The sequence below is a fragment of the Enterovibrio norvegicus genome (assembly GCF_002876705.1).
GTDB classification, from domain to species: Bacteria; Pseudomonadota; Gammaproteobacteria; order Enterobacterales; family Vibrionaceae; genus Enterovibrio; species Enterovibrio norvegicus_B.
The window spans coordinates 57,759-82,401 of sequence record NZ_MDAG01000008.1; the positions used below are offsets into that span (position 1 = coordinate 57,759).

The following is a 24,643-nucleotide window of genomic DNA, read 5'->3' on the forward strand; positions in this document are numbered from 1 at the left end:
GGGGCATCGTATCAATCAACGAAAATTGAAGAAACGCTTCAGGCGACTAGAGGCTGATTTGGGCAATACATTGAAGCAGCAGGGAGCCAACATTTCGAATTCAGAATTCATGAGTAACTTAGATTTCTGGGTTAGCTATTATGTAACGTGTCTCCTTCGGAAAACGGAGCTTCCAAGTGACTTTTGGTGTGATGGCTCGACATGGAATAATGAACGACATTCTCTAGAATTTTATGAGTTGTCAAAATACCAGTATTCCTTAAAGTGTGAGTTAGATATCCAAGATGAAAAATCATGTTATTGCGGCACTCTCTTGGCAGATATTGAATTTGACCAGAAATTTAAAAAAGTTATATCTTACAAAATTCTGCTGTCGGTAGAGGATAATGAGTATCTGTTTTCGTCGATGGTGAAGTGAAAATTTAACCAGGTCATGAACGGGACATCTTGCCAATCTCGAAGCGCTTAGAAGGTGTTGCTAATACATAGGTCTGGTCAGGTTTAGTGCGGGAAAGTACCCGTTATCACAGCGTTGTGTAAAGGAAGTAAAGAGCATGGAGCTAGTTAATTCGCCAAGTGAAGATTTTCTCTGCGATAGGTATCGTCTAAGCGAGAAACAATCAACGGAAGGCCTTCTAGCGTTACTTGTTCAGCTGGAACACGAAAATCCCGGTTATATATTTTATCTAACACTTGATGACTTCGGTCAGGCAACTTACACCTCTATGCATTCTAAGATGTCATTCGACCTTGATTGTACCGATGGATATGACCTGTCTTCCTTGCCTAGTGAATGCTTTGAGGATGGTGACCATCTGGGGTATTTGAGCCATAAAGAAGAGTTCTTCATCCGAAAGGGGAATATTGAAAAACAGCTAGATAAAGTCACCTTCGAGAGTGTGTGTGCCAAAGGTATAAGCCTTAGTAATTCAGACTACGACGATGAAATTGAATCGTTCAAATATGATCTAGCATCACTCGTAGACGACTGTGCCTTCATTTTGAAAGTGCCAGCTTCTTCCAGTTACGAAGCTCTGTATGCCTTTCCTAATGGGTACTTCAGTTGCGATTTAAACCCAATGGAAAACACCTTTTTAGCGAAGATGCTTCAGGAACAATTCTCCTATGAATTCATTGGTATGGGGGCTTCGTACATTGCATTCAAACGTACAAAAGACCTAGAAGAAAAAGATAGGCTGGAGCTTATCGAAACCCTTAATAAGGTTTACTGCGATGATTTTGACTTAAAGTTAAGGAATGAGCTCTTGAATACAATTTATTCCAATAACGTCTTAGTTCTAAAGTATACCGAGTAATCGCATAACAAATATGAATAAGTGTCGCGCAGCCGACACTTATTTTGGGTGTTGAGCAAGCCCGTTTTCGTGATACGACATGATCACTTGCCCAAACTCAAGTTATCCGAAGCGTGGCCCTTTGAGTAAAGTCGCCAACTCACTTTTGTCCACTTTTCAGTCCATTCGGGTAATAAAGGTTTGCTCGTCATCCACAAAAGCCACAAAGCCGCCGTAATAGATAAACACCCGACCACGTCCCTCAACTAAGCAGGCAAGCTGTGGGTTCAAATCTTCTTCGTTATCCTGACTTTGAAAGGTGCCAGTATCGGTGATTACGCCGCTGAGCGTAGGCAAATATCCATACGTGCGTTTGGCTTGATCAATCAGGTTCAGTTCGCTCGCGGTAGAGAAGCAAAAGGGGATCGCACCAGCTTCTTCGATAAACATCGTTTTCAGTTCTTCATAAGCTGTAATCACCAGCCAGTCGATGCCGTTAACATGATGGATAAACATAGCGTTTCTCGTTAATTCTGATGCGGCGATTTTATCACTATCAGGGGGCGAACATAGTAGAGATTTCGTTGCTAAAGGTGGCAACGCTTTTTTTGCTCGGTTCAGTCTGTTGGTGCGTGCTCATTGATATCAAGCTGCATTGATATCAAACCGCACTGTCACAGATTGGGGCGCTCAATACGGGAATGTCATTCAGATACTGTATTCTGGCGAACATGACGTAGCGACCGAGTGATGAATGTTGTTTGTACGGAAGTTCTTTAAGAAAGAAAAACCAAGGGTGTACCTCGACTCGATCTTTGTCGTGCCTCGTGGGGAGCTAACGTCAAGCGATGAATGGGGATTGCTGGCGAGTGCTGAGAGTTTTGAAGAGAGTATTCGCGCTGAGCTTGGTGAGATCTTTAACTTGCCACATATTTCTACTGCGTCAGAGGTGACGCGACGTGATCTTGGTTTGCAAGTGGCTGTTGTGGGATACCGAGGTGGAGAGCTTGTTGATGCGGGTTTGCATCCCATATCGGTGCCTATATTTTGGAAACCCAAGATAGAGATACATTCACGTTTGTTCTATTTAGACAGTCAGAAAACGTTCAAAAAATACAAAGTGGTAGAGCGTTTCTCTTGGTCTGATTTTGTTGGGCGTTCAATGACGCTCAATGGGTTATTCTTTCGGTATAAGCCCTTGTATAACAATAAAGATATGGAGCATTTGATCTTGAAGGCTTGCCTTCGGCTTGTAGAGAAAATGAAATCATCGTTATAACGGTGCAGACAACGAAGCACTAACAACGCTCACTTATATTCTGAATCTCGCCTTTACTTACGTTCATACCGAGTGTGTCATACGGTTAATGAGTGACGGCGTCACTTTTTTACCCCTTCAACAATCCCCCTTTCTCCATATCCGCACATCGATAGCATTTTTCATCGCCGCAATGGGTGATGGTTGGCGTTGTTTTGATGGCATGGGCGCAGGTTTGTACCAGAGTGTGCAGAGGATAAGCTGTCCACGTGCTTTGTCCAGCCTTGGCTTGCTGGGATATTTCAGTGAGTAAGGGAGCGAATTTATTAAAACCCTCTGAACAACTTCCCACGGATGTTTCGACGATGCCGCGTGTGTATGTTTTTGCCCAGCGCCTTAAAAGGTTTCTGCCAGCGAGTTGTTCTGCGAAGTGAATAGGGGTGATGGTGGTGAGGGGCACACCCATTGAGACAACGATGGCGTCGTTGGCTTCATCGCATGCATACAGGCCGTAGATATCATCATTCGTCTGTTTCGACAGGATGGCTTCCGCATGAGGGCCGACAGCTGCGTAGCTGCAAATAGGGTGGGTGCTGCGAATACGGTCTGGGCGGTGCAGCAAGGCTTTTGAAATGGCGCCCATGCTAGGCTCAAGGCGGTTTTTGTCGCCGCAGAAGATCACGGTTTCTTCAAGGTGTAGCTCGCCGCGGTATCCGTTTTGGCGGTAAGGATCGCCGTTGGGCGGAAGGCAAAGTGTGTCGTAATTGAAGGTAGGCACCACCACGGTGCACCCCGCTTCAAGAAGTGCATCTATCAAGGTGTCGGGACCACCGTCAAGGTGGCCGAATGAGCGGACAGACGAGTGAACAAATAACACTTTATTCTCAAGCGCCAGTGCTTTGATAGCATCCTGAACATCACTTCGCGTTGTGGTCACGACATTGCCTCTTTGTTTGCTGCTTTTGATGTCACTGTCTCGAGTAATGACAATAAATACTCAAGACGGCTCGTACTTTGATTCATGCCACCTGGACGATAGTTGTTGGTCCACAGCGCGCGGTAGGTGCGTATCAGTGGTTTCAACTCGCCCACAAGCGCGGTTTTTCTATCGTCTGTAAATTGTTCGACAAGGCGATGGCCTTCTTGCTCATAGCCTTGTGCAATAAGGCAAGCAAGGCGTAATGCGTCTATCGTCCAGCGTAGCTCTTTGGTTAGTGCGGAAGAAAGGTCTTCGAGCTTTTCTTGCCACAGCGCCAGTTCATTTAGCGCGGTATTAACCGTGTTCGTCTCTATGCCTTTGGCATGTTTGATATGACGGCGAGAGGCTTGGTCAAACAGGAAAGGACCAAAGAAGGCGCAGTTCGGCGTTTCAATGCCTGTCATCAAGTAGATGTCTTGCAGTGCAATCAGTGCATCGCATTCTGTTTGGGTGACATCAGGGTAGAACCATGAAATCGCGCGCATGACATCGTTATCTTTTTGCTGCATTTCTCCCCATGCCATCGCGCCACCAAAGGCGTATGCAGGGATCGGCATTGAGAATTGCTGGCCGTGCCCCATGTCACCCCATTCCGTCACCATGTAGCCTTTTGCGCCGAATTTTTTCGCCGATTTCGCTGCTTTTCGCATGTGAGTGACAGCAGCATTCCAACGTCCAGACACTGACGCAAAACAACTGGTGGAAACCGCGACATGGAAAGGGTAGCCAAACAAGGCAAGTTGCTTGTGCTCGGCATCAAACGGGTGATTCGGTTCGTAACCCCAGTTAAGCAAGGTAAGGTCGTCAGGCAATTGGTCAATCAGGTTTGGGTAACGAAAGAGCATGTCGCTGAAGATCTGGCAGCGCTTTCCGTGCTTGTTGGCGATGGTGAGAACTTTCTGTAAGTAGTTTAAATAGACTTTCCCTTTCCCAAAAATCTCACACGCTGATTTGCTGGCACCGACACCTAAATCCATGGTTTCGTCAAAGTTGATATTTAAGGTGTGGCTGGAAAAGTTCGGCGTAAGCTCAGCGATCAGTCCGTCTATGAAGGTTTCAGTTTGTGTACTGATGGGGTTCAAACCAAATGAGCCAGGGCGGTGGTCGCCACGTTGATCTTTAAATCCGGTTTTCTGTTCAGCTAGGTGCTTATATTCAGGGTGATTCAGCCATTTTTCCATGTGGCCGAAGCAGGCTTGGTTTGCGACCAGTTCAATCCCTTTGTGGCGACAGTAAACGTCAATGTCACGAATATCTTCCGCTGTCATGGGTGTGTAGTCGCGCCATACGGTCTCGTGCTTTTTATAAGCAAAAGTATGTTCGGTATAGAGCTGTAATTGGTTGTACCTGAGCGCACTCCAATAATCGATGAGTCGCTTGAGCGCGGGTAAGGTAGGGACACGATCTCGGCTGATATCGAGCAAAATGCTGCGCGCGGAAAAATCGGGCCAGTCTTCAATGACAAAATCGAATTTCAATTCAGCGTCGTTTTCGATCAATTGATTGATCGAGAGGTGCCCGTATCTCAGGCCGTGCAGATCGGCATAGGCCAAGTTCAACCCGCAAGAGGAATAACTCAGTCGATACCCTTGCTCGGGGAGCGATGGATCGTGGAGATAAGTCAAAAGCGCATGTGATGAGCGTGCTTCATAATCCGTCGGACAACTGCGCAGCGCGTTCGCTATGCGAAATCGCTGTGCTGAAAACCCCTCTATAAAGCGTTTGGGTGCGGGGAAAATCAATTCCATCTGACATCGTCCTTGTCATTCACATTAAATTGAAACATTACCGTTCTCTGGTAAGCACAAACTTTCGGCCAATCTTAGGTCAGGTGTGAGTAGCTTTTGCCAAGCCATGGAAGCAGCGCCCATGGCGGCGGCTTGCGGGCCAAGAATCGAAAACTCAATGTTAGGCTTCACGATATAAGACCCCGCCAAGGCATCACTGTGTTTACGCAGTGATGATGCCAACTCCGAACCAAATGACATGCCGTTACCACCAATGACGATGCGCTTGATGCTCATCAGACTACAAAGGTTAACGGCAAGTTCGGAAAATTCTTCAATAATAACGCTGGGTGTTGGCTCAGCACCTCGCATCAACTCTTGGCTGTTAAATTGCCCCGCCATGTGTTGCTCGCCGTAAAACAACTGACGATTGAGTACCACGCCAACACCTATGCCGAGTCGGTGATAGTGTTCACGGGCATGGTGGGTAGAGAGCAGCACATACAAAAAGTGTTCATAAGGCAGGCTACGCTGTTGCATGAGTTCGCCCCATGCGCCGCAGTTGGCGTCATTATCAAGAAACACGGGATAGGGGACATGACGTTTAAACAACGGTGCAAAATTAATAATAGAGCGAACATTGAGCGAATGTGAGAGTTGGAGCTGGCATTTTTCAGGGTCTACAAGGCCGGGAACGCCAACGCCGATCGCAAGAATTCGCGGGAACAGTGTTTCAATGTCTTCAATGCAGGGGAGAAGTGCATTGAGCAAAGCTGTGTCTATCGAGATTTGTGTATCGATGGGCAACATGTCGTGATAAATCACTTGCCCGAGCAAGTTGACGACGGAAACTTTGAGTGTGTCTGAATTCACATCGACACCGATAACCACACCAAACTCTGGGTTGAATACCAAAGACACTTTGGGGCGACCGCCTTTGCCGGACACTATCTGTGGTTGCTCTAAAATCATGCCAATGTCGAGGAGGTGATTGACGGTTTTCGTGACGGTAGATTTATCGAGACCAAGCTTTGACGCCATTTCGATGCGAGAAACGCCTGGAGATTGCCAAAGCGAATTAATGATCCCCGCGGTGCTATGTGTTCTGCTGAGCTTGAACGTCACAATGAGTTAGTTTCCATGAGCAACTTAATGGTTGTTATCTTATTGATGACAGTATGGAAAACAACCAAGTTCAGAGATTTCCAAGCAAGATTTACTCTTTTTTACTTCATTGTTGAAGTGCGTCGAAAGTGGTTTGCAACAAATGGAAATCAAACGTCTGACCAGTGGCAATTTCACCTCTGAATTTGGGCACCTTCAGGTGGTTTGGGTGTATATAAGTTTCATTGGGAAACTAACAAGGCGATTGTTTTGTGTTGGTGTTGGTGTTGGTGTTGGTGTGACTGTGATTTGCTGATTTATTGCTCACATGCTTGCTGCCTCGCAACCCCTGCGAGATACTCGCCACTTGACTAAGGAATGGTTTGTCTTTGCTGCGAAAGTAAAGTCAAAAGGGGAAAGCATGAATAAAAACGTATGGTTGTTGGCGCTATGCCAAGCCCTTCTGATGAGCGGTAACATCGTGCTTATTTCCGTCAACGGCCTGATTGGACAAGCACTCTCCCCGGATGACAGTTGGGTAACTTTACCTGTTTCTACACAGTTTGTTGGCTTGATGATGGCCACCATCCCCGCCTCGCTGATCATGGCAAAAATAGGCAGAAAAAACGGCTTTATGCTTGGAAATGTCATTGGCATTTTTGGGGCGTTGTTGTGTGTGTATGCCCTTGGTCAAAGCGCATTTTGGCTGTTTTGTTTCAGCACCATGCTTTTAGGGATAGGCATTGGGTTCGGCACGTTATACCGATTTGCTGCCATCGAGGTAAGCGCGCCAGAAAGCCGTGACAAAGCCATTTCATTGTCGATGGCAGGCGGTGTGCTTGCCGCGGTGCTTGGGCCGAATCTGGCTATTGCAAGTCAGCACTGGTTGCCGGGCACGAATTTCAGTGGCGCATTTATTGGTATCACTGTGTTGTACGTGCTCTCACTGGTGGTGCTTCAATTTATAGGCCTTCCTCCTGCTGCGCCTGAACAGCATCAATCCTCTCAAAGCGCAGTGGGCGATATTCTGCGTGCGCCGGGATACATGTTGGCAGTCTTTGCCGCGGTTATCGCGTATGCCGTTATGAATCTTTTGATGACGGTAACGCCAATTGCGATGCACAAGCATGGCTTCCACTTTGAAGCCGCGGCACTTGTTATTGAATGGCATGTATTGGGTATGTTTCTCCCTTCGTTCTTTACAGGTTCACTGATTGGAAAGATAGGGACGCGCATGACCATCATGCTGGGTAGCTTGATGTTTATCGCCAGTATTTTGGTCAACCTGAATGGTGTGACGGAGTGGCACTTTAGGGTGGCACTGGTGTTGTTAGGTATTGGTTGGAACTTTATGTTCATTGGCGCAACCAGCCAACTTACCCAAACATACTTGCCGCAGGACAAGGCAAGAGCACAAGCGATGAACGAATTTGCGGTGTTTGGCTGTGTCACGCTTACAGCACTGTTAGCCGGGAACTTGGAGGCCACGATGGGGTGGCAATCGTTGAATTTACTGTTGCTGCCTTTTGTCTGCGTTGTGCCAATTGTGTACTTATTCTTTACGCGTAACCCTCAGGAAATTAAGGCTAAATAACATTCTTCTTTCAGGTGGTTTTTCTGGTGCTATCTTTACTTTTACTGCGCTAAGTCGTTAAGGAGTGCAACATGGAATTGGAAAACCAATTTGGCGAGAAAATGCATCTCGCCGATGATCTCACGTTGAAAGAAATGGTTGATATGGGGTTGCTGGTAGTACTGGCAGATGAGAACGATGAAAGTGAGAATTGCTGGATCCCTGCCGAGCCATTTGAGTGAATGAATGTTGAAAAACAGTGCGTTAAAAAGGCCTTTGATTAAATCAATCAAAGGCCTTTTTGATCGTCGCATTGGCTTAGAGCGCCTGTGATTCGTTTTTTCTGTTGCTTTCATCGAAAGATCTCGTTGTAAATGGTCGAAAATTGCTGCCTATACTCCCAGACAGGCTGCTGATAGGAGGTCATAGGATGAAAACGATACGCACTGTATTTTTCGTTATTTCAATGCTGGGGTTTTCTTTGAGTACCTCCGCAGCCGAACCCTTGCAAACCCTTGCCAATACGTTGTTTGGCCCGCTACCTGAGACGATGCCGGGCAGCGAGTTTGATACGCCTGAGCGGATTGCCCTCGGCAAAGCGCTCTATTTCGAAACGGCGCTTTCTGCTGTTGATAATCAGTCGTGCAATACCTGCCACAATCTTTTAGATGGCGGGTCAGGCGCTGAACCATTGTCTGTTTCTGTTGGCGCGCTCGGTCAGTTAGGCACGCGCAATAGCCTCACGACGTGGAACGCCGGTTTTCAATTTGCTCAGTTTTGGGATGGGCGGGCGAAAGATCTGGCAGAGCAAGCGCGTGGGCCGATCACCAACCCCATTGAGATGGGGTTGTCTTCAGAAGACGAAGCCATTGAGAAGCTCAAAGACAAAGGTTACCAAGACGCGTTCGCTGCTGCGTTTCCCGATGCAGATGATGCGCTGACCTTTGATCACTTGACGGAGTCTCTCGCCGCCTTTCAACGCACATTAGTGACCGAAGACAGGTTCGATATGTACCTAGCGGGAGACATAACAGCGCTGAATGCTCAAGAAAAACGGGGATTAGAACGATTTATTTCCACAGGGTGTAATGCGTGTCACAACGGCCCATTGCTTGGCGGCGAACTATTCATGAAAATGGGCTTAGTGAAGCCGTATCCGAACAAGATCGACAAAGGCCGCGCGCATGTGACGGGCAGCTCTGCTGACAACTTTATGTTTAAAGTGCCGACCTTAAGAAATGTGGCGCAAACTGCCCCCTATTTTCACGATGGCGCAGTGTTCAATCTGGATCAGGCTGTGCGTGACACAGCATGGCATCAACTTGGGGTGAAACTCAGTGAAGAGGATGTGAAAGACATCAGTGCATTTTTTGCTTCACTCGATAACACCAAGAAAATAACGTTTTAGATAGTCTCGACTATTCGCTTTGGAGATTCCGCTTTGCAAGACGCATCGAACCCAGTGCCTTCACCAACACCGACCTTTCAGCTTGCTAACATTTATCGTGGCAAAGTGACTGAACGCTATGGCCTTCAAACGGCGATGGACAAGGTTGACATTGCGGGTGATGTTTTTCTGTCAGACACGGGATTAGACGGTGATGAAACTGCGGATAAAAAGCATCATGGTGGGACAGAGCGCGCCCTTCACCACTACCCGCAGGAGCACTATGCATTTTGGCGAGAAAAGCATGGTGATATGCAAGATTGGCAAGCCCCGGGTATGGGTGAAAACATCAGCTCCGTGGGGATGACGGAAGACACGGTATGCATTGGTGATCGCTACCAGTGGGGCGATGCGATCATCGAAGTGAGTCAGCCACGCTCGCCCTGTTTTAAGCTTAATCAGCGCTGGGAAGTCGAAAACCTTTCCGTCGACATGCAAGCCATCAGCCGTTGCGGTTGGCTTTATCGCGTAATTCAAACCGGCACTGTGAACAAGCAATTGCCACTCGTGCTTTTATCGCGCCCTAAGAATGCCATGACGCTGCGCGAGGTGTGTGATGTGTTCTTTGGTGATCCTTTGAACACGGAAGGATTAGCGAAACTGCGCGAGCAATCTGCCCTGTCTGACAGTTGGATGGGGAAAGTGAAACAACGCCAAGAGACGAATGAAGTGGAAAACTGGAACTTTCGTTTATTGGGCCGAGCTGCACCGTAATACGTGTTTAACCACGTCTTTATGTGATCGCGAATTAAGCGTCAGCATCGATAAACAACAGACATGAAAAAGGGCATCGACGAGAACGTGGATGCCCTTTGTGATCTTACTTGTCGAGAAGACGATTACAGATACATTTTCGCCAGTGTTGCTGGCTCAAGTTCTTTGCCTTCTAGCGCAGAGTTCCAGTTGATACCAACCAGTACGCCGTCTTCATCTAGCGTGATCAACCAATCTTGTACGAACACATCTAGTGGGATTTCTTGAACCTCGAAATCTGCCCATTCTTCAACGTTGTGAAGTTCTGCATCTTCTTTTGAAGACCAGAAAGGCATGATTTCGCTGTTTTCAAATTCGGTAGAATCGCATGCCAGCCAACCTTCTTCATTGGTTAGACCCCAAACTTTGGCGGTTTCTTGTGTTTCTTCAATGAAAAGCGTCAAGTTTGCTTCGATGTCAGCAGTCAATTTGCTCATTTTTGGATTCTCAGTGATTCAATGCGAGCGCTAGAATATCACTTTAATCCGGAATGCGCTTGCATGATGTAAAACCGGAGAATGCCAAGAAATACGTTGCTTATGCTGGTGGGACGAAATCGCCATCCAACGTTTGCGACGAGAGGCCTTGTTCAGTCTAACCATCGGAAAATTCTGAGGTATACCCGAAAGAGCAACCGCTTTGAATTATCGGGTTCAAAACGGTGCTAAAGATACCTCATGACTTTCGAGTAGCGCCTTTAATGCACGCAGGCCTTGCTTCAATGCCTCGTTGTGTTTTATCGACATCAAAGACAGCCGAATGCAATTCGGGTTGGTGTTTCCAGCAACAAAATAGCTACCACTTGTCACGATCAAATCTCGTTGCTTCGCTTCCATCACAAAGCGCTCTTGTTGCCAATGTGCTGGCAAGGTAACCCAAACGTGGTAACCATCAGATTCAGATATTACGTCACCGAGAATGTCTTTTGCGATGGCTTGTCGCTGTTTGGCAATATCGCGCTGGGTATCTGCCATAGAAAACGCGTCGCCGCTGTTGATCAACTGTTCGGCAACAATGAAATTCATGGGTGACGCTAACCAGACATTGGCGCGAATATGGGCATTTAGCACCGGCAATAGATGCTCAGGAGCAACCACAAATCCGCAACGCATGGCGGGGCTAATGGCCTTGGATAACCCAGAAACATGAATGCCTTTTTCTGGGAGCCAATGGCATATTGCAGGCAAGGTGTCTTCGTTTAGAAACCCGTAAATGTCATCTTCCACCAAATAGGCGGCGGATTGCTCAATGATGGCGGCAATGGCTTGTCGACGCTGAATTGGCATAGTGATGCCAGTGGGGTTCTGGTGTGACGGTATGGCAATGACCAGTTTGGGTTTGTGTGTGTGTAATACTGTTTCGAGCGCGGACGGGATGAGTCCGTCTTCGTCCATGTCTATGCCGATGATTTGGCGTCCCGCTAAACTGGCAATAGCCAAAATACCAGGGTAAGTGAGCATTTCGACCGCGATAACATCGCCGGGTTGAGTCAACGTTTCAACCAGCAGTGACAGCGCATGTTGTGCACCATTGGTTAAGAGCACATTGCTTGCTGTTGCCGAATTCAAACCGTAGCGTTTTGCCCACATTGCGCCCGCTTCACGGTGCGCATGGTGACCAGAATGGTCGGTATAGGCCAAGAGTTCTGGTGTAAACGCGAGGGATGCTTTTTGATAGGCGGTGCGCAGTGAGGATAGATTCTGCAACACGTATGGTTGAAGGATCGAGAAGTTAAATTCGGTATCACTTTCGCCAGGCTGAATGGCTTGATTCAATTGAGACTCACCCACGACGAACGTGCCACGACCGACAAACGACTCCACTCGATTCATTTCCGCCAGTAGCTTATAGGCTTTGGAAATGGTGGCTGGCGTGGTGTCTAACTCAGCAGCAAGCTCGCGGTGCGGAGGTAGCTTGGCGTTGGGTGGGTAAATCCCTTCATCAATGCGTTGCTCAATTTGACGGGCGATGTCTTTGAATTTGGTTTCGCTCACTGGCATTCCATGTATTTTCTATCACTGGAACAAATTATGGCCAGCTTTCAACCGAATTGAAATAGCCTAGTGCAATCAAACTTAATATTGACATATGTCAATCGGTGCAATTATAGTCATCTCATTACGCACCAATCATACGTTTTTGTTTGTGCGACTGAATAAGTCACGGCAGTTTGCATGCACCCAACATTAGAGGATAAGGATATGTCAGAGAAAAAGGTTTCGTTTATCGGTTTGGGTGTCATGGGGTATCCAATGGCGGGCCATCTGGCGCGTGCGGGCTTCGACACTACCGTTTATAACCGCACGACGGCGCGAGCAGAAAAGTGGGCGTCTGAATATCAACAAGCGTTTTCCAATACACCGCGTGAAGCAGCATCAGACAGCGACATCGTGTTTGTGTGTGTGGGTAACGACAATGACGTGAGAAGCGTTATTTATGGTGATGATGGCGTGCTGGCGAGCATGAAACCGGACAGTATTTTGGTCGACCACACCACAACGTCGGCAGAATTGGCGGAAGAGTTGGCGGCAGCCTGTAAGGAAAAGGGCGTGCACTTTATTGATGCGCCGGTGTCAGGTGGCCAAGCGGGCGCAGAGAATGGCGCGTTGACCATCATGTGTGGCGGCGACGAAGGCATCTTTGGCATCGTAAGCCCTATCTTTGATGCTTATGCCAAGCAAGCAGTGTTGCTGGGCGAAAATGGGCAAGGTCAGCGCTGTAAAATGGTGAACCAAATCTGCATTGCGGGCATTTTACAGGGGTTGAGCGAAGGCCTATTGCTGGCGCAAGCGTCTGGCTTAGACATTGAGCAGGTGACCAATGTGCTGAAGCACGGTGCAGCGGGTTCATGGCAAATGGAAAACCGTGCTGTCACCATGGCGCAAGACAAGTTCGACTTTGGGTTTGCCATTGATTGGATGCGCAAAGATTTGGGTATTTGCCTTGATGAAGCCAAACGCCACGATTTAACGCTGTCACTGACGCAAGAGGTCGATAGCAAGTATGCCAGCCTGCAAGAACAAGGTTTGGGGCGTATGGATACGTCAGTGCTAATTAAAGCTAACTAAGGTTTTTGGCGCGGAGCGTTGGCGTCACGTTTTCATGAGTAACACTCAAGCGCAACAGACCCCAGAAGAAACATAAGAAAAGCCAACGGCAGATGATGCGGTTGGCTTTTTTGTTTTAACAGCATCGGCGTTTTTATCAAAGCTGGGTATCGTCGATGGACAAGGATTCTTGCTGGTGCTTGATGGTCTTGGTGACGATGTAGGTGTAATAGCGTTCGATGCCTAAATCGGACACGAGCCAGTGGTCGATTAAGCGCTGGTATTGATCTATGTCGCTCGCGACAACACGAAGCACGTAATCAACCCCGCCACCTGTTGCAAAGCAGTCGGCGACTTCATCGCATTCTTGCATCGCGCGTTCGAAGCGCTCAAAACTATTCGCGCTGTGTTGACCGAGCGTCACTTCTACAATGACGGGCGTTTTTTTGGATAACACATTGCGATTAATCTTTGCGCCATAACCTTCAATGACACCGGCTTCTTCCAAGCGTTTTACGCGCTCCCAACAAGGGCTCACAGAGAGGTTGATGGCCTCTGCGAGGTGAGATTTTGTAATACGGCCTTGTGTTGCCAAGATATGCAAAATCTTCACGTCGTATTTATCCAATCTCATCGTGTCTCCCTTTGGCTGATGATGTCACTGGTCGTGTTGATGAATGCGTGTCGAAGGCGAGTTAACACGTTACTTTAAGACTAGCGGAAAAGAGAAACGCTCATTGAGGTTATCAATGAGCGTTTGTGGTCTTGTGACAGCGGTTGTCTTTAACGGTTATGTTTAAGCAACGTGCTGTTTTTTCATCGCTTTGGCGGTAAAGAACTCATCATGCAGGGCGCGAATGGTGCGATCATAAGCATCGTCTTTCACCACAAACTGAACGTTAACGTTACGCATTGACGAATGCACAGCAATCGGTGCGATGTCATGGTTCATGAGTGCCAGTACGCCGCGGCTTAGCGTTGTGTTGGTGTTGATTTCAGCACCAATAGCGGATATGAGTGCGACCCATTGACCAGTAATGGTCGAGCTAGGGAAGCGTTTCTCTGCTTTGTACAGCAAGTGGTTAAGGTTTTTACCTGCGCCGCTCAAGTAGTAAGTAATGGAGTTGGCATTCATTTCTTTGCCGACCAAGCTAACACGCGCATCCGCAATGATTTCCATCATTTCATAACCCACGTTATCAACTTGTCCTACCATGGCTTGGTCGAAAACGTGCAGCGCAAACACTTTGTTTTTACCCGCGATGATTTCAATTTTCTCTGCATCAGGTTGGTATTCCTGAGAGATCAAAGTGCCTTGGTGTTCCGGCTCAAAGGTGTTTTTAATCTGAAGCGGAATGTTGTTTTGACGTAGGCCTGATGCGGCATTCGGGTGAATGGCTTCCATCCCCAAATTCGCGAGCTGGTCAGCAACATCAAAGTTTGATTTACCAATCGGCAGCACATTTTCAGGCCCTGCAATGCGCGGGTCGGCGCTGCTCAAGTGGTATTCTTTGTGGATCACGGCAAGGTCTGCAGAGGTCAGGCAAGCAATACGGCTAAATGTCATCTCGCTGTAACCACGGTCATAGGTTTTCATCAACCCTTCATCACAGTATGCATAGCCTGTGACAATCGGCAGTTCTTTGGTGACATCAATATCTTCAAAGGCACTTTTAATGACAGTGTCCAAGTTGCCCGAAAGGTTGTTATCCCATCCTGATAAATCAACAAAACGTGCGTTCACGCCAAGAGTTTTTAGCTTCAGAGCGGTGTTGAACGCACTGTGTGCTTCGCCGATCGAAGATAAAAATTCTCGAATTTGTGGAAGGTATTGTCGGAGAGTGAACTGACCGTATTCGCAGGTCGCCAATATGTTGGTGATACAGTTTTGCGCATCATCCAAGCGTTCAGTAATGAACTTGTCTGCGCGCTTACGACTGACCGGGTCTGCAAATAGATTTTCATTGGTCATCATCATGCGTTGTTTCACGGTTGTGAACGCACTCATCCAGTTTTCATCGCGTTTCGCAACTTGTTGGTAAATACCGGGTTCACCAGAGCGTTTACATTCCAACAATGCATCCGTGATACCGCCATAAGCAGAGACGACAAAAACACGGTTATAAGGGGATGTCGGGCGTAGCAAGATGTTGTCTAAAACAGCATCAAACGCCGACATGGACGTGCCACCAATCTTTTCTACGGTGTAAGTCATTTGGGCTTCCTTTACACAAAAGAGGATAAAAAGAAGGGGCGAGTCGCCCCTTATTGATGAGAGACGTTAGTCGACGAGAGGGTAAACGCCGTTTTCATCGTGGACTTCGTTCCCTGTGATTGGCGGGTTAAATACGCATGCCATCACCATCTCTTTGCCTTCGCCAGAATAGGCGCGAAGGTAGTGCTCATCGTGTTTATCCAGAATGTATAAGGTGCCTGGTTTGATAGGGTAGGTTTCACCGCCTACCACTTCAATTTCACCTTCACCCGACATGCAATACACAGACTCTAAGTGGTTCTTATAATGAATGTGTGTTTCCGTGCCTTCGTAAATCGTGGTGATGTGGAAAGAAAACCCCATCTTGTCGTCTTTCAACAACATACGAACGCTTTCCCACGTTTCTGACGCAACGCGGCGCTCACTGTTTCTGCACTCTTCAAGAGTTCTTACGATCATGCTTCTTGTTCCTTAAGATGCTTTGCGTGTTGCTGTCTGTGCAACGTATTCTGCGGCTTGCTCGAAAATATGAAGGCCTTGCTCGAGCTCAGATTCGCTGATGGTCAGTGGGCAGAAAAACTTCACCACTTCATCGTTTGGACCCGCAGTTTCAATGATCATGCCTTTTTCAAAACAGCGACGTGAAATGGCAGAAGCAAGATCACCATCTTTACACTCAATGCCCTGCATCATGCCGCGCCCTTTCGCACGAACGAACAAAGACGAGTGGCGCTTCAGTGAACGGTCGATCACCTTTTTCACTTGTTGGCTGCGCTCGGCAATGTGCTTTTCGAAATCGTCATTTGCCCAGTAGCTTTCAATGGCTTTGGTTGCGGTAACGAATGCGTGGTTGTTACCACGGAACGTACCGTTATGTTCACCTGGAGCCCATTTATCCAGCTCAGGCTTCATCAGAACAAGTGCCATTGGTAGGCCGTAACCACCAATTGATTTCGACAAGGTCACCATGTCTGGTTTGATGCCTGACGGTTCAAAGCTAAAGAAGGTTCCTGTGCGGCCACAACCTGCTTGAATGTCATCAACAATCACAAGCACGCCGTTGTCTTTACAGATTTTGCTTAAACGCTGAAGCCACTCGTTGGACGCCACGTTCAGGCCGCCTTCACCTTGCAAGGTTTCAAGTAACACAGCAGCCGGTTTATCTAAACCGCTTGAGTTGTCGTTCAGCATGGTTTCAAGCAGCAATAGGCTGTCTACGCCTGCATAGCCTTCGTACGGCAAACGTGAAGTGCCAGCCAATGGCATGCCTGAACCGCCACGGTGGTGTTGGTTACCGGTTGCCGCCAATGCGCCATAGGTACAGCCGTGAAAACCATTGGTGAAGGTCACGATGTTGGCACGGCCCGTCACTTTACGTGCGAGTTTCATTGCCGCTTCAACGGCATTGGTGCCTGTAGGGCCAGTAAACTGCACTTTGTAATCAAGATTTCGTGGTTCGAAGATGTGATTACGGAGTGCGGTTAAGAATGCAGACTTGGCTTCTGTGTGCATATCAAGGCCGTGGGTCACGCCATCACTTTCGATGTATTCGATCAGTGCTTTTTTGAAGATGGCATTGTTGTGACCGTAGTTAAGCGAACCAGCGCCGGCGAGAAAATCAATGTAGCGATCGCCGTTTTCGGTTTTCAGCCAGCACCCTTTTGCGGAAGAGAAAACCACAGGGAAGCTGTTTGAGTAAGACCTAACGTTTGATTCTTGCTTGTTATAAATATCCATAAGGATTCCGTTTTAACTCCAATTTATTGGTTGTTGTTCAAAGGAATGCGGTAAAGAAATTCCGTGTCGTGATGACCTTTGAAATGCTGCTGCTCGTCGAGGAATACCGATACCGAACCCGTTTCGCCATGCGACTTATCGAGCTTCTTGAACAGGTTCCAAGAGCCTTCATTAGATTTGGTGATCGTGGTTTCGACGGCTTGAACATGCTGCAAATATTCGCGCATCAGCAGTTCTTGCAACATATGGTATGCGAGGCCTTTGCCGCGCATGGTGGGTGAAACAGCCACTTGCCAGACGAAGAGTTCGTCATTTGATTCGGGTTTTAGATAAGCGGAAATGAAACCAACAATTTCGCCATCGTACTCTGCAAGGATGCAGGTTTTGTGGAAGTGGGAGGACTGAAGGAAATTACAGTAAGAAGAGTTTTCATCAAGCGGCGGACAACTGGCGATTAAATGGTGGATCCCGATGCCATCTTTAAGGGTTGGAACGCGAAAAACCCATGCATCTTCATCCTGACTCAAACGCGCTAAAGCCGCAGTTTGGTAGATCGTCGTAGTGCTCATTTGATTAACTAATCCTTTAGAGGTCTAAACATTAAAGCCACCTAAAGGATACAGTTTGCTCATCAATTATCAAGTTTTCGTCACGTTTATGAGACTTTAAATTTGTATCTTATTGTTATATATGGGTGTATTTTTTTGTTCGTTAAAATGGAAATGGTTAGATGTATAACGAAAATATTGCGCTATTAAGACGGTAAAATGACAATGTAATTTGGAGTGAGATCACTAAAATTTTCTCCAAAAGGAAGGGCGCTCACTTAATTCTTATCGATTAAAAACTAACAACAAGCGGGATTGAATTCAGGGGGAGGTAGTAAACTTTCAATCAATTTTTGTGGCATACGCGATGAAGGTGAAATAAGACAGTAATTATTCAACACTATGCGCTTTAACTGGTTGAATAGTATGACATTGGGGCCATGTTATTTTTGGTTGGTTAATAATTGTTCACTCGGTAGACTCACGACCAAAATAATAATAATCACCTTTAGTTGTTCTTCTTTTCACGTATTAGTTAAAAGGCATAGAAAGTAACAATGAGTCCAGAACAGTACCTTACCCAATGGCAACACAGTCAAGCCGACGCAGAATCCATGTATCCGTTGATCGGGAAATTGTACCGAGAAAAAGGCGTCGACATTCACATTTATGGCCGCGCAATGGTCACTGCAAGTACCATTGATGTTGTGAAAGCACATCGCGTTGCGCGCTGGTACACCGGCCAAGAAGTCACTACCGAACACACCCTCCCGCTGCTTCAAGCCCTCTCTAACATGGATTTGCCACCATGCCGCGTCGATCTTGGTCGCCTCGCCAGCCTGTATTGGAGCGAGCACGAAGATGACGCTGAATTAGAGGGCTTTCTTGAGCGCGCCGTCGCAGACTTGCCAAAGGGCAACGCATTAGACGCACCAAGAGACGTTGTGCTTTATGGTTTTGGTCGTATTGGACGCCTTGTTACGCGTCTTATGATCGAAAAAAGCGGCCCTGGTTACCCGCTTCGCTTACGTGCCATTGTTGTGCGTGGTGGACGCGACGGCGATTTGGAAAAGCGTGCGAGCTTGCTGCGTCGTGATTCGGTGCATGGTCCTTTCAACGGTTCAATCCTTGTGGACGAAGCGAGAAATGCACTGATCGTAAACGGTAACTACATCCAAGTCATTTACGCCAATCACCCTTCTGAAGTGGATTACACGGCTTACGGCATTGAAAACGCTGTGGTGGTGGATAACACAGGCATGTGGCGTGACACCGATGGCCTCGGTCAACACCTTACTGCTCAAGGTGCAGGTAAAGTCTTGCTGACTGCGCCGGGCAAAGGCGACATCAAAAATATCGTATATGGCGTTAACCAAGACGACATTGATGATGCAGACACCATCATTTCTGCTGCGAGTTGCACCACGAATGCCATCACGCCCGTGCTTAAAGCAATGCATGATCGCTACGGCGTGGAATCAGGGCACATCGAAACGGTTCACTCGTTCACGAATGACCAAAACCTGATTGATAACTTCCACAGCGGTGATCGTCGTGGTCGCGCTGCATCATTGAACATGGTGTTAACGTCCACGGGTGCTGCAACCGCCGTTGCGAAGGCGTTGCCTGCGCTTAAGGGCAAGCTAACGGGTAACTCGATTCGTGTACCGACGCCGAATGTGTCGATGGCGATTGCGAACCTTAACCTTGGCTCGGAGGTAGAGCGCGAATCCCTCAACGCATTTTTGCGTGATACGGCGTTAGTGTCAGAGTTAGCGGGACAAGTGGATTACACGCAATCGACGGAAATCGTGTCGTCGGACATTGTTGGTTCTCGCTATGCGGGCGTTGTGGACAGCGAAGCCACCATCGCGGATGGCAACCGTTGTGTACTGTATATCTGGTATGACAATGAGTTTGGTTACAGCTGTCAGGTAATTCACTGTATTGAACACATGGCTGGCCTGCGTTATCCAATGGTGCCGACACCGCAAGAATCGTAACGATTTTTGTCGTGGATCAGGCAAATTAAAAAACGGCTCTCAGGAGCCGTTTTCTGATCGGCGAAACCTGTATCAAACAAGAGTAAAACTGAACGAATCATGGGCATAAGGCGTTAGAGAGCTGCTTCCCACATGGTCATGCGCTATACCTGATAAGAGGCAGACAAGGAGTAGGCATGCCAGACCTGTTAGACCGCATTGATCGGCTTTATCGAGCAGAATCCGCCAAGGTGTTGGCGGCACTGACTCGCATCTTTGGTGCCGAGAATATCGAATTTGCGGAAGACACGATGCAGGAAGCCTTTGGTAAAGCGCTGAAGCACTGGAAAGCGCATGGTGAGCCTGAAAACCCCGGCGGTTGGCTGATGCAAACGGCGAAGAATCATGCCATCGATGTGATTCGTGCGAACAAAAACAAACACCGTTTTTCCGACGATCTCTCGCAGTTCCTAGAAAGTGAGTGGACACTCACTCGCACCATGGAGCGAGAATTCAGTGAAGAGGCGATCAAAGATGATACGCTTCGAATGATTTTTTGGTGTTGTCACCCCAACCTGAAACCAGAAAACCAACTTCCTGTGATCTTAAAGTTGTTGTGCGGGTTTAGCCTATCGGCCATTTCTCGTGCGCTGTTGGTCCCCGAAGAAACCATCAAAAAACGTCTGCATCGTACACGCAATCAGCTGAAACAATACCCATTCAAACAGCCTTCGCCCGCGCACATTGAACAGGCTCTGGACACGGTTCATGTGTCTTTGTATCTCTTGTTCAACGAAGGCGTGTATTGCTCTGATGGCAAGAAAGCCATTGATATCGACTTCTGCCGAGAAGCCATGGCATTAGTGGGCACACTGGTGGAAGCGCCGCACATCGCCAATCGAGAGACCTTGGCCTTGTATGCGTTGATGCATTTTCACATGGCACGCCTCACCGCGAGAACCGATGCGAATGGCCATCCCATTCCTTTGGACTTACAAGAACGTGGGCTGTGGGAGCGAGATACTGTGCGTATGGGCCAGCAATTCATCACGCTTGCCACGCTGAATATGCCCGACACGTTGGATGGCGCAGGGCGCTTTTGCTGCGAAGCCCTGATTGCTCAAGAACATTGTATTGCGAAGACATTTGAATTGACGAACTGGAAGAAGGTTGAGGCTCACTATGCGCGGCTCATTGATGTGTCTGCATCGCCAGTCGCCAAACTCAATCAGGCCATCGCGATCGCCTACCAAGGCCAAGAGAAGCGGGCGCTTCAACGTGTTGCGGCCATTCAAGCAAAGCATGGCATGGAACATTCCCATTTGCCGTTCGCTATTTTGGCGCATATTCACGCTAAATCAGGTAACAGAGCAAAGGCATATCAATTAGCAGAAGAAGCACAAAAAAGAGGAGGCACTCAACAAGAGCAGCAACTGATGCTTGCTCAAATTGAACGCCTCCTCGTCGGTTAACAGAGGGATGCTAACTGACGGATGTTAACTGATGGATGTTAACGGATTAGCTTTTAGCCCATTTGAACCACTTCGCGCACTTCAAGTGATACGCCAGGTGATTGGAAAATCGGGCAGGTTTTCCCCAGTTCGGTTGCTGCTTCAAGGCTGGCTGCGCGCACTATGGAATAGCCACTCACGAGTTCTTTGAATTCCGCTGCCGCAATATCTGTCACGACCATATCAGGCGTGACACGTTTGCCCTCAAAATGCAGTGGGGAGCCGCCCGTCACTAGCTCACCGGCTTCCTGCAGTTTGGTCATCCACTCTTCCCAGCATTTCATCACTGCGGCCATGTCTTCAGGGGAAGTGTGTTTCATCCATTCTGGGTCACCACCTTGGTAGATAAACATAAATTCTTTCATCTTCGTCTCTCCATATCATGAATTGTTGTTGTGAGATTTGGTCTCGTATAGACAACGTTTGAGGGTGACCAAACGGGGACATTTATTGGTGAAATATAGGCGATTAAAATGAGGGGTGGCGTGCCAATCATGATAAATCAACACGTTATGCACGAGTTACGTAGTGTAAAAGAAAGAAGAATCTAAAGAATAATGTGCGGGATATATCGGGCAACGTCTTGAGTGATCAAACTGGCGTCTTCACGAATGGAAATGCCCGCAGCGCGATCGTTGACGAGCCAACTGCCGATCAAGGTGTAGCTGTCACCAAACTTAGGGAGCGGTTGGTATTGCTGAACAATCGCCTGTGTGGATGCGTAAGGGCCGTCAGTTTTCACGAAGGATTTACCATCACGGATGATTTCGATGTTTGCCCCTTCGCGTGAGAACAAAGGCTTAATGACATAGTCGGTCAATGAAGAGGCCTTTGGGTCGTCAGCGAAATAGGCAGGCAGCAAATTCGGATGGTTTGGCTGCATTTGCCAAAGCATGGGCAGCAGGGCTTTGTTTGAAAGCACTGATTTCCACATCGGCTCTAGCCAATTCACGGTGGAGGTTTTTAGGTGTGTGGCATATTCCTCGTCAAACATAAACTCCCACGGGTAGAGCTTAAACATCCAACGAATTGGGCGGTTGGTGAGGTCGATAAATTCGCCATGCGTGTTGATGCCAATGTCTTCCACGAACACAAAGGCGGTGTGTAGCCCTGCCTCAATGGCGCAATCTTCAAGGTATTGTACCGTGGCCCTGTCTTCTTCAGTGTCTTTGCAGCAACTGAAATGCAGCGTTTGCCCCGGTTGTCGGCGAGCAAGATCAGCAAAGCGTTGAATGATGAAGTCTTGCAAGATATTGAACTGATCTGCGCTGCGATGAATGCGGCCGCTGTCGACCACGTCTTCCAGCCACACCCATTGCCAAAACCCTGTCTCAAACAGGGAGGTGGGTGTATCTGCATTGTTCTCGTAGAGTTTGGCTGGGTTGACGCCGTCATACGCAAAATCAAGGCGAGCATACAGCGAGGGATCGCGACGACGCCACGAGTCTGCGACCAAGTCCCACATGCTTTCAGGAATGCCGAACCGCTGCAATAACGCATCGTCTCGCACCACTTTTTCCACCACGTCCAAACACATTTGGTGGATGTCTTCCGTCGGTTTCTCTAAATCTTCCTCAATCTGCTTGAGGTTAAATTGGTAATACGCTGTTTCGTCCCAGTAAGGGGCGTCATACATGGAGTGAAAACCAAACCCGTATTTTTTGGCGAGTTCACGCCAATGCGGGCGTTCAGAGATATCCCGACGGAACATGTATTAGCTGCCCCTGCTCGATGAGCGTGATGACGATGACACGGACTTACCGAAGCCGCCGCGTGACATCACTTGACCCACGGTGCCGCCTTTACGGTTAATCGTGCTCGAACTGACATTCACTGCCTTGTTCGCCACGTTGCCAAAAGATTTACCATCGCCAGAGAAAAACTTGCCACGGTAGCGATAAAGCGGTTGCGAGTAGTGGCGTTTTTTCTTGCGCTTGAAGTAATCGTCATCCAACCCTCTGGCGAAGAAGTACCCCGCGAGCGCTGGAATGAAAAACGATGAGTAGCGCTGACAACCGTCCAAGAAATCCATTTCACATTCTTGTTGGTTGTAATAACGCGGCGCGGATTCAGCGGCATCTCGCAATGCTTCTTGATACGCGATTTCACACTCTTCCATTTGTTCAGGAAATGAATTGCCACATTGGCGTGGGTTTTCGAACACAAACCCTTCGGTTTCAGGTTCAAAAAAACACCCAGAAATACCACCAACGAACGCGAAAGGGATCACTTTTGCGGCCTTGTTCATGGCTGAACGTTTAACGTTATTGCTGCGCTTTGAGCGGGTAGGTTGTTGCTCGGTATTGTGCTGCGTCATGGTGTCTCTCCCGAATTAATAGGTCAGACACGCGGCATTCAAAATGCCAATGGACACAGACACCACCGCTAGCACGATACCGGCTGGCAACTCGTCGTTTTCGATGCGCTTGGTCAGCTCTTTCAGTAACAAAAAGCGCACGATCGCGAAGGCAATAAACTGCGCAACCATGGCAATCACACCCCACACCATGAAATCGACGATGTTGACGGAGTTCTGCGCCGCACCTGCAATAGCAAGGCAGTAGCCGAGGAATGCGCCGCCTAGCGCAACTGCGGCAGTGACGCTTTTGTCATCCTTGATCAATGACCATTCATCGTACGGCGTGATGCGCACATAGATAAATTTGAAAATCAGAACGAAGGCAATTGAGGTCGCGAAGTAGATCAGAAAGTTAGGAAGGCCGGAAAGTAGCCCTGCTAGCATGTCCATAGTGAGTCCCTGTTAGTAATTCGATGAAGCGCTATCCTTGCGGTTGCATCACCCAGAATTGACTGAGGACAGCGCGTGAATACTCTATCGAAATTCGTGAGCGGCATGTGTTCTAAAGATTAAACAATGCGTTGATTAAGATATAAAAAGCGTAGGCGATGGACGTCGCTATTTAAAGCGCGTCCATGCCAAGGTTTTTATTTTGACGTGTGTCGTTCTAGGGCGTGACGCTGCAATGCTTCCAGCGCTTTCATGAGGTCGCGGTAGTGCGTTCCACTCAGGCTATCAAGAATGTCGGCTTCCCATTCAAGCGCGCGAGGGACAACACGCTCGTAGAGTGCCAATCCTTCTTCGGTGAGGCCGATTGCCGCGCTTCGTTGGTCGTTTTCCGCTTTATGTCGCTCAATCAACCCTTTTTGTTCCATTGTGGTTAACGTGCGCGACACTTTGACTTTATCAAGGTTTGTCATTTCGACCAGTTGACGAGAGATCAACATCCCGTGTGTCCCAAGGTTTGCCAATACTCGCCATTCTGGGCGCGACAACCCAAACTCGCCTTTGTAGGACTTCTCTAAGTTTTCTGATACCAACTCTGCAGTTTGCACCAGTTTATAGGGCAAGAAGTCGTCCAAGTCGAAACTGATGTCGGATTTACGCTCAATGTTGAGCGATTTATTTGCTGCGTTACTCATGGTTTTTCCTTTCCCTTGTTCCCTGC

Annotated in this window: 25 protein-coding genes; 9 read left to right on the top strand and 16 right to left on the bottom strand. The window is 48.0% G+C overall.

What is annotated here, in order from left to right; all coding sequences use genetic code 11:
* Positions 1 to 554 precede the first annotated feature (554 nt).
* Positions 555 to 1,316, top strand: coding sequence for a hypothetical protein (locus tag BCT27_RS04735; RefSeq protein WP_102395190.1), 762 nt, complete (start codon positions 555 to 557; stop codon positions 1,314 to 1,316).
* A 156-nt stretch (positions 1,317 to 1,472) separates the two neighbouring features.
* Here the strand turns inward: BCT27_RS04735 and BCT27_RS04740 are convergent, their stop codons facing one another.
* Positions 1,473 to 1,811 carry a cytosolic protein gene (locus tag BCT27_RS04740; RefSeq protein WP_102260535.1) on the bottom strand — a complete coding sequence of 113 codons (339 nt, stop codon included), beginning with the start codon at positions 1,809 to 1,811 and terminating at the stop codon, positions 1,473 to 1,475.
* Between the two features lie 238 nt (positions 1,812 to 2,049).
* On the opposite strand from BCT27_RS04740, the gene BCT27_RS04745 reads away from it, so the two are divergent.
* Positions 2,050 to 2,574 carry a hypothetical protein gene (locus BCT27_RS04745; protein WP_102395191.1) on the top strand — a complete coding sequence of 175 codons (525 nt, stop codon included), beginning with the start codon at positions 2,050 to 2,052 and terminating at the stop codon, positions 2,572 to 2,574.
* 109 nt (positions 2,575 to 2,683) lie between these two features.
* Here BCT27_RS04745 and BCT27_RS04750 read toward each other — a convergent pair whose 3' ends face one another.
* Genes BCT27_RS04750 through BCT27_RS04760 form a run of 3 tightly spaced genes read right to left on the bottom strand, consistent with a single transcriptional unit; the run spans position 2,684 to position 6,384 of the window.
* The gene (locus tag BCT27_RS04750) at positions 2,684 to 3,490 is read right to left on the bottom strand and encodes an AAC(3) family N-acetyltransferase (protein ID WP_102395192.1); all 807 of its coding nucleotides are present in this window, start codon (positions 3,488 to 3,490) and stop codon (positions 2,684 to 2,686) included.
* Positions 3,487 to 5,280 carry a family 20 glycosylhydrolase gene (locus tag BCT27_RS04755; protein ID WP_102315882.1) on the bottom strand — a complete coding sequence of 598 codons (1,794 nt, stop codon included), beginning with the start codon at positions 5,278 to 5,280 and terminating at the stop codon, positions 3,487 to 3,489. Before BCT27_RS04755 ends, BCT27_RS04750 begins: the two co-directional genes overlap by 4 nt.
* A 24-nt stretch (positions 5,281 to 5,304) precedes the next feature.
* On the bottom strand, positions 5,305 to 6,384 hold the full coding sequence (locus BCT27_RS04760; RefSeq protein ID WP_102315883.1) for an ROK family transcriptional regulator: 1,080 nt from the start codon (positions 6,382 to 6,384) through the stop codon (positions 5,305 to 5,307).
* Positions 6,385 to 6,784: 400 nt separating this feature from the next.
* Between BCT27_RS04760 and BCT27_RS04765 the strand changes: the two genes are divergently transcribed.
* The 4 genes from BCT27_RS04765 to BCT27_RS04775 all read left to right on the top strand — a co-directional run bounded on the left by BCT27_RS04765 (position 6,785) and on the right by BCT27_RS04775 (position 10,097).
* Positions 6,785 to 7,957: an MFS transporter gene (locus tag BCT27_RS04765; protein ID WP_102315884.1), complete on the top strand. Its 1,173-nt coding sequence runs from the start codon at positions 6,785 to 6,787 to the stop codon at positions 7,955 to 7,957.
* Between the two features lie 71 nt (positions 7,958 to 8,028).
* Positions 8,029 to 8,178: a hypothetical protein gene (locus BCT27_RS25610; RefSeq protein ID WP_017010264.1), complete on the top strand. Its 150-nt coding sequence runs from the start codon at positions 8,029 to 8,031 to the stop codon at positions 8,176 to 8,178.
* A gap of 188 nt (positions 8,179 to 8,366) precedes the next feature.
* A complete protein-coding gene (locus tag BCT27_RS04770) occupies positions 8,367 to 9,344 on the top strand; it encodes a cytochrome-c peroxidase (protein WP_102315885.1) in 978 nt (325 codons plus the stop codon).
* A gap of 33 nt (positions 9,345 to 9,377) precedes the next feature.
* On the top strand, positions 9,378 to 10,097 hold the full coding sequence (locus BCT27_RS04775; protein WP_102395193.1) for an MOSC domain-containing protein: 720 nt from the start codon (positions 9,378 to 9,380) through the stop codon (positions 10,095 to 10,097).
* Positions 10,098 to 10,222: 125 nt separating this feature from the next.
* On the opposite strand, the gene BCT27_RS04780 is transcribed toward BCT27_RS04775, so the two are convergent.
* A complete protein-coding gene (locus BCT27_RS04780; protein WP_017010267.1) occupies positions 10,223 to 10,573 on the bottom strand; it encodes a DUF2750 domain-containing protein in 351 nt (116 codons plus the stop codon).
* A 216-nt stretch (positions 10,574 to 10,789) separates the two neighbouring features.
* Positions 10,790 to 12,130: an aminotransferase-like domain-containing protein gene (locus BCT27_RS04785; RefSeq protein ID WP_102395194.1), complete on the bottom strand. Its 1,341-nt coding sequence runs from the start codon at positions 12,128 to 12,130 to the stop codon at positions 10,790 to 10,792.
* A 207-nt stretch (positions 12,131 to 12,337) separates the two neighbouring features.
* On the opposite strand from BCT27_RS04785, the gene BCT27_RS04790 reads away from it, so the two are divergent.
* A complete protein-coding gene (locus BCT27_RS04790) occupies positions 12,338 to 13,204 on the top strand; it encodes an NAD(P)-dependent oxidoreductase (RefSeq protein ID WP_102391221.1) in 867 nt (288 codons plus the stop codon).
* Positions 13,205 to 13,340: 136 nt separating this feature from the next.
* Here BCT27_RS04790 and BCT27_RS04795 read toward each other — a convergent pair whose 3' ends face one another.
* The 5 genes from BCT27_RS04795 to ectA all read right to left on the bottom strand — a co-directional run bounded on the left by BCT27_RS04795 (position 13,341) and on the right by ectA (position 17,704).
* Entirely contained in the window at positions 13,341 to 13,817 is a 477-nt protein-coding gene (locus tag BCT27_RS04795; RefSeq protein ID WP_102315889.1) for an Lrp/AsnC family transcriptional regulator, read from the bottom strand.
* 162 nt (positions 13,818 to 13,979) lie between these two features.
* Positions 13,980 to 15,398, bottom strand: coding sequence for an aspartate kinase (locus BCT27_RS04800; RefSeq protein WP_102391220.1), 1,419 nt, complete (start codon positions 15,396 to 15,398; stop codon positions 13,980 to 13,982).
* Positions 15,399 to 15,464: 66 nt separating this feature from the next.
* Complete coding sequence (locus tag BCT27_RS04805; protein ID WP_017010272.1) at positions 15,465 to 15,857, bottom strand: ectoine synthase; 393 nt, start codon at positions 15,855 to 15,857, stop codon at positions 15,465 to 15,467.
* A gap of 12 nt (positions 15,858 to 15,869) precedes the next feature.
* Entirely contained in the window at positions 15,870 to 17,135 is a 1,266-nt protein-coding gene (gene ectB / locus BCT27_RS04810) for a diaminobutyrate--2-oxoglutarate transaminase (RefSeq protein WP_017010273.1), read from the bottom strand.
* Between the two features lie 23 nt (positions 17,136 to 17,158).
* Complete coding sequence (gene ectA / locus BCT27_RS04815) at positions 17,159 to 17,704, bottom strand: diaminobutyrate acetyltransferase (protein WP_102315891.1); 546 nt, start codon at positions 17,702 to 17,704, stop codon at positions 17,159 to 17,161.
* 536 nt (positions 17,705 to 18,240) lie between these two features.
* Between ectA and BCT27_RS04820 the strand changes: the two genes are divergently transcribed.
* Positions 18,241 to 19,686: a glyceraldehyde-3-phosphate dehydrogenase gene (locus tag BCT27_RS04820; protein WP_102395195.1), complete on the top strand. Its 1,446-nt coding sequence runs from the start codon at positions 18,241 to 18,243 to the stop codon at positions 19,684 to 19,686.
* A gap of 176 nt (positions 19,687 to 19,862) precedes the next feature.
* A complete protein-coding gene (locus BCT27_RS04825; RefSeq protein ID WP_102395196.1) occupies positions 19,863 to 21,137 on the top strand; it encodes an RNA polymerase sigma factor in 1,275 nt (424 codons plus the stop codon).
* 53 nt (positions 21,138 to 21,190) lie between these two features.
* On the opposite strand, the gene BCT27_RS04830 is transcribed toward BCT27_RS04825, so the two are convergent.
* The 5 genes from BCT27_RS04830 to BCT27_RS04850 all read right to left on the bottom strand — a co-directional run bounded on the left by BCT27_RS04830 (position 21,191) and on the right by BCT27_RS04850 (position 24,617).
* On the bottom strand, positions 21,191 to 21,541 hold the full coding sequence (locus BCT27_RS04830) for a YciI family protein (protein WP_102315894.1): 351 nt from the start codon (positions 21,539 to 21,541) through the stop codon (positions 21,191 to 21,193).
* Positions 21,542 to 21,723: 182 nt separating this feature from the next.
* Positions 21,724 to 22,887 (bottom strand): glutathionylspermidine synthase family protein, encoded by a 1,164-nt coding sequence (locus BCT27_RS04835; protein WP_102391217.1) that lies wholly within the window; start codon positions 22,885 to 22,887, stop codon positions 21,724 to 21,726.
* Between the two features lie 3 nt (positions 22,888 to 22,890).
* Positions 22,891 to 23,493, bottom strand: a complete 603-nt coding sequence (locus BCT27_RS04840; RefSeq protein ID WP_102315896.1) for a DUF1190 domain-containing protein — start codon at positions 23,491 to 23,493, stop codon at positions 22,891 to 22,893.
* 15 nt (positions 23,494 to 23,508) lie between these two features.
* Positions 23,509 to 23,925, bottom strand: a complete 417-nt coding sequence (locus BCT27_RS04845; protein ID WP_102315897.1) for a DUF350 domain-containing protein — start codon at positions 23,923 to 23,925, stop codon at positions 23,509 to 23,511.
* A gap of 197 nt (positions 23,926 to 24,122) precedes the next feature.
* Complete coding sequence (locus BCT27_RS04850; protein WP_102315898.1) at positions 24,123 to 24,617, bottom strand: MarR family winged helix-turn-helix transcriptional regulator; 495 nt, start codon at positions 24,615 to 24,617, stop codon at positions 24,123 to 24,125.
* Positions 24,618 to 24,643 lie beyond the last annotated feature (26 nt).

What these genes read in the sequence shown, in the direction of transcription:
- BCT27_RS04850 (WP_102315898.1), bottom strand. Translation starts at nt 24,617, where the DNA reads ATGAGTAACGCAGCAAATAAATCGCTCAACATTGAGCGTAAATCCGAC.
- ectA (WP_102315891.1), bottom strand. Translation starts at nt 17,704, where the DNA reads ATGAGCACTACGACGATCTACCAAACTGCGGCTTTAGCGCGTTTGAGT.
- BCT27_RS04845 (WP_102315897.1), bottom strand. Translation starts at nt 23,925, where the DNA reads ATGGACATGCTAGCAGGGCTACTTTCCGGCCTTCCTAACTTTCTGATC.
- BCT27_RS04830 (WP_102315894.1), bottom strand. Translation starts at nt 21,541, where the DNA reads ATGAAAGAATTTATGTTTATCTACCAAGGTGGTGACCCAGAATGGATG.
- BCT27_RS04740 (WP_102260535.1), bottom strand. Translation starts at nt 1,811, where the DNA reads ATGTTTATCCATCATGTTAACGGCATCGACTGGCTGGTGATTACAGCT.
- BCT27_RS04840 (WP_102315896.1), bottom strand. Translation starts at nt 23,493, where the DNA reads ATGACGCAGCACAATACCGAGCAACAACCTACCCGCTCAAAGCGCAGC.
- BCT27_RS25610 (WP_017010264.1), top strand. Translation starts at nt 8,029, where the DNA reads ATGGAATTGGAAAACCAATTTGGCGAGAAAATGCATCTCGCCGATGAT.
- BCT27_RS04770 (WP_102315885.1), top strand. Translation starts at nt 8,367, where the DNA reads ATGAAAACGATACGCACTGTATTTTTCGTTATTTCAATGCTGGGGTTT.
- BCT27_RS04835 (WP_102391217.1), bottom strand. Translation starts at nt 22,887, where the DNA reads ATGTTCCGTCGGGATATCTCTGAACGCCCGCATTGGCGTGAACTCGCC.
- BCT27_RS04735 (WP_102395190.1), top strand. Translation starts at nt 555, where the DNA reads ATGGAGCTAGTTAATTCGCCAAGTGAAGATTTTCTCTGCGATAGGTAT.
- BCT27_RS04820 (WP_102395195.1), top strand. Translation starts at nt 18,241, where the DNA reads ATGAGTCCAGAACAGTACCTTACCCAATGGCAACACAGTCAAGCCGAC.
- BCT27_RS04780 (WP_017010267.1), bottom strand. Translation starts at nt 10,573, where the DNA reads ATGAGCAAATTGACTGCTGACATCGAAGCAAACTTGACGCTTTTCATT.
- BCT27_RS04765 (WP_102315884.1), top strand. Translation starts at nt 6,785, where the DNA reads ATGAATAAAAACGTATGGTTGTTGGCGCTATGCCAAGCCCTTCTGATG.
- ectB (WP_017010273.1), bottom strand. Translation starts at nt 17,135, where the DNA reads ATGGATATTTATAACAAGCAAGAATCAAACGTTAGGTCTTACTCAAAC.
- BCT27_RS04795 (WP_102315889.1), bottom strand. Translation starts at nt 13,817, where the DNA reads ATGAGATTGGATAAATACGACGTGAAGATTTTGCATATCTTGGCAACA.
- BCT27_RS04805 (WP_017010272.1), bottom strand. Translation starts at nt 15,857, where the DNA reads ATGATCGTAAGAACTCTTGAAGAGTGCAGAAACAGTGAGCGCCGCGTT.
- BCT27_RS04825 (WP_102395196.1), top strand. Translation starts at nt 19,863, where the DNA reads ATGCCAGACCTGTTAGACCGCATTGATCGGCTTTATCGAGCAGAATCC.
- BCT27_RS04745 (WP_102395191.1), top strand. Translation starts at nt 2,050, where the DNA reads ATGTTGTTTGTACGGAAGTTCTTTAAGAAAGAAAAACCAAGGGTGTAC.
- BCT27_RS04790 (WP_102391221.1), top strand. Translation starts at nt 12,338, where the DNA reads ATGTCAGAGAAAAAGGTTTCGTTTATCGGTTTGGGTGTCATGGGGTAT.
- BCT27_RS04755 (WP_102315882.1), bottom strand. Translation starts at nt 5,280, where the DNA reads ATGGAATTGATTTTCCCCGCACCCAAACGCTTTATAGAGGGGTTTTCA.
- BCT27_RS04800 (WP_102391220.1), bottom strand. Translation starts at nt 15,398, where the DNA reads ATGACTTACACCGTAGAAAAGATTGGTGGCACGTCCATGTCGGCGTTT.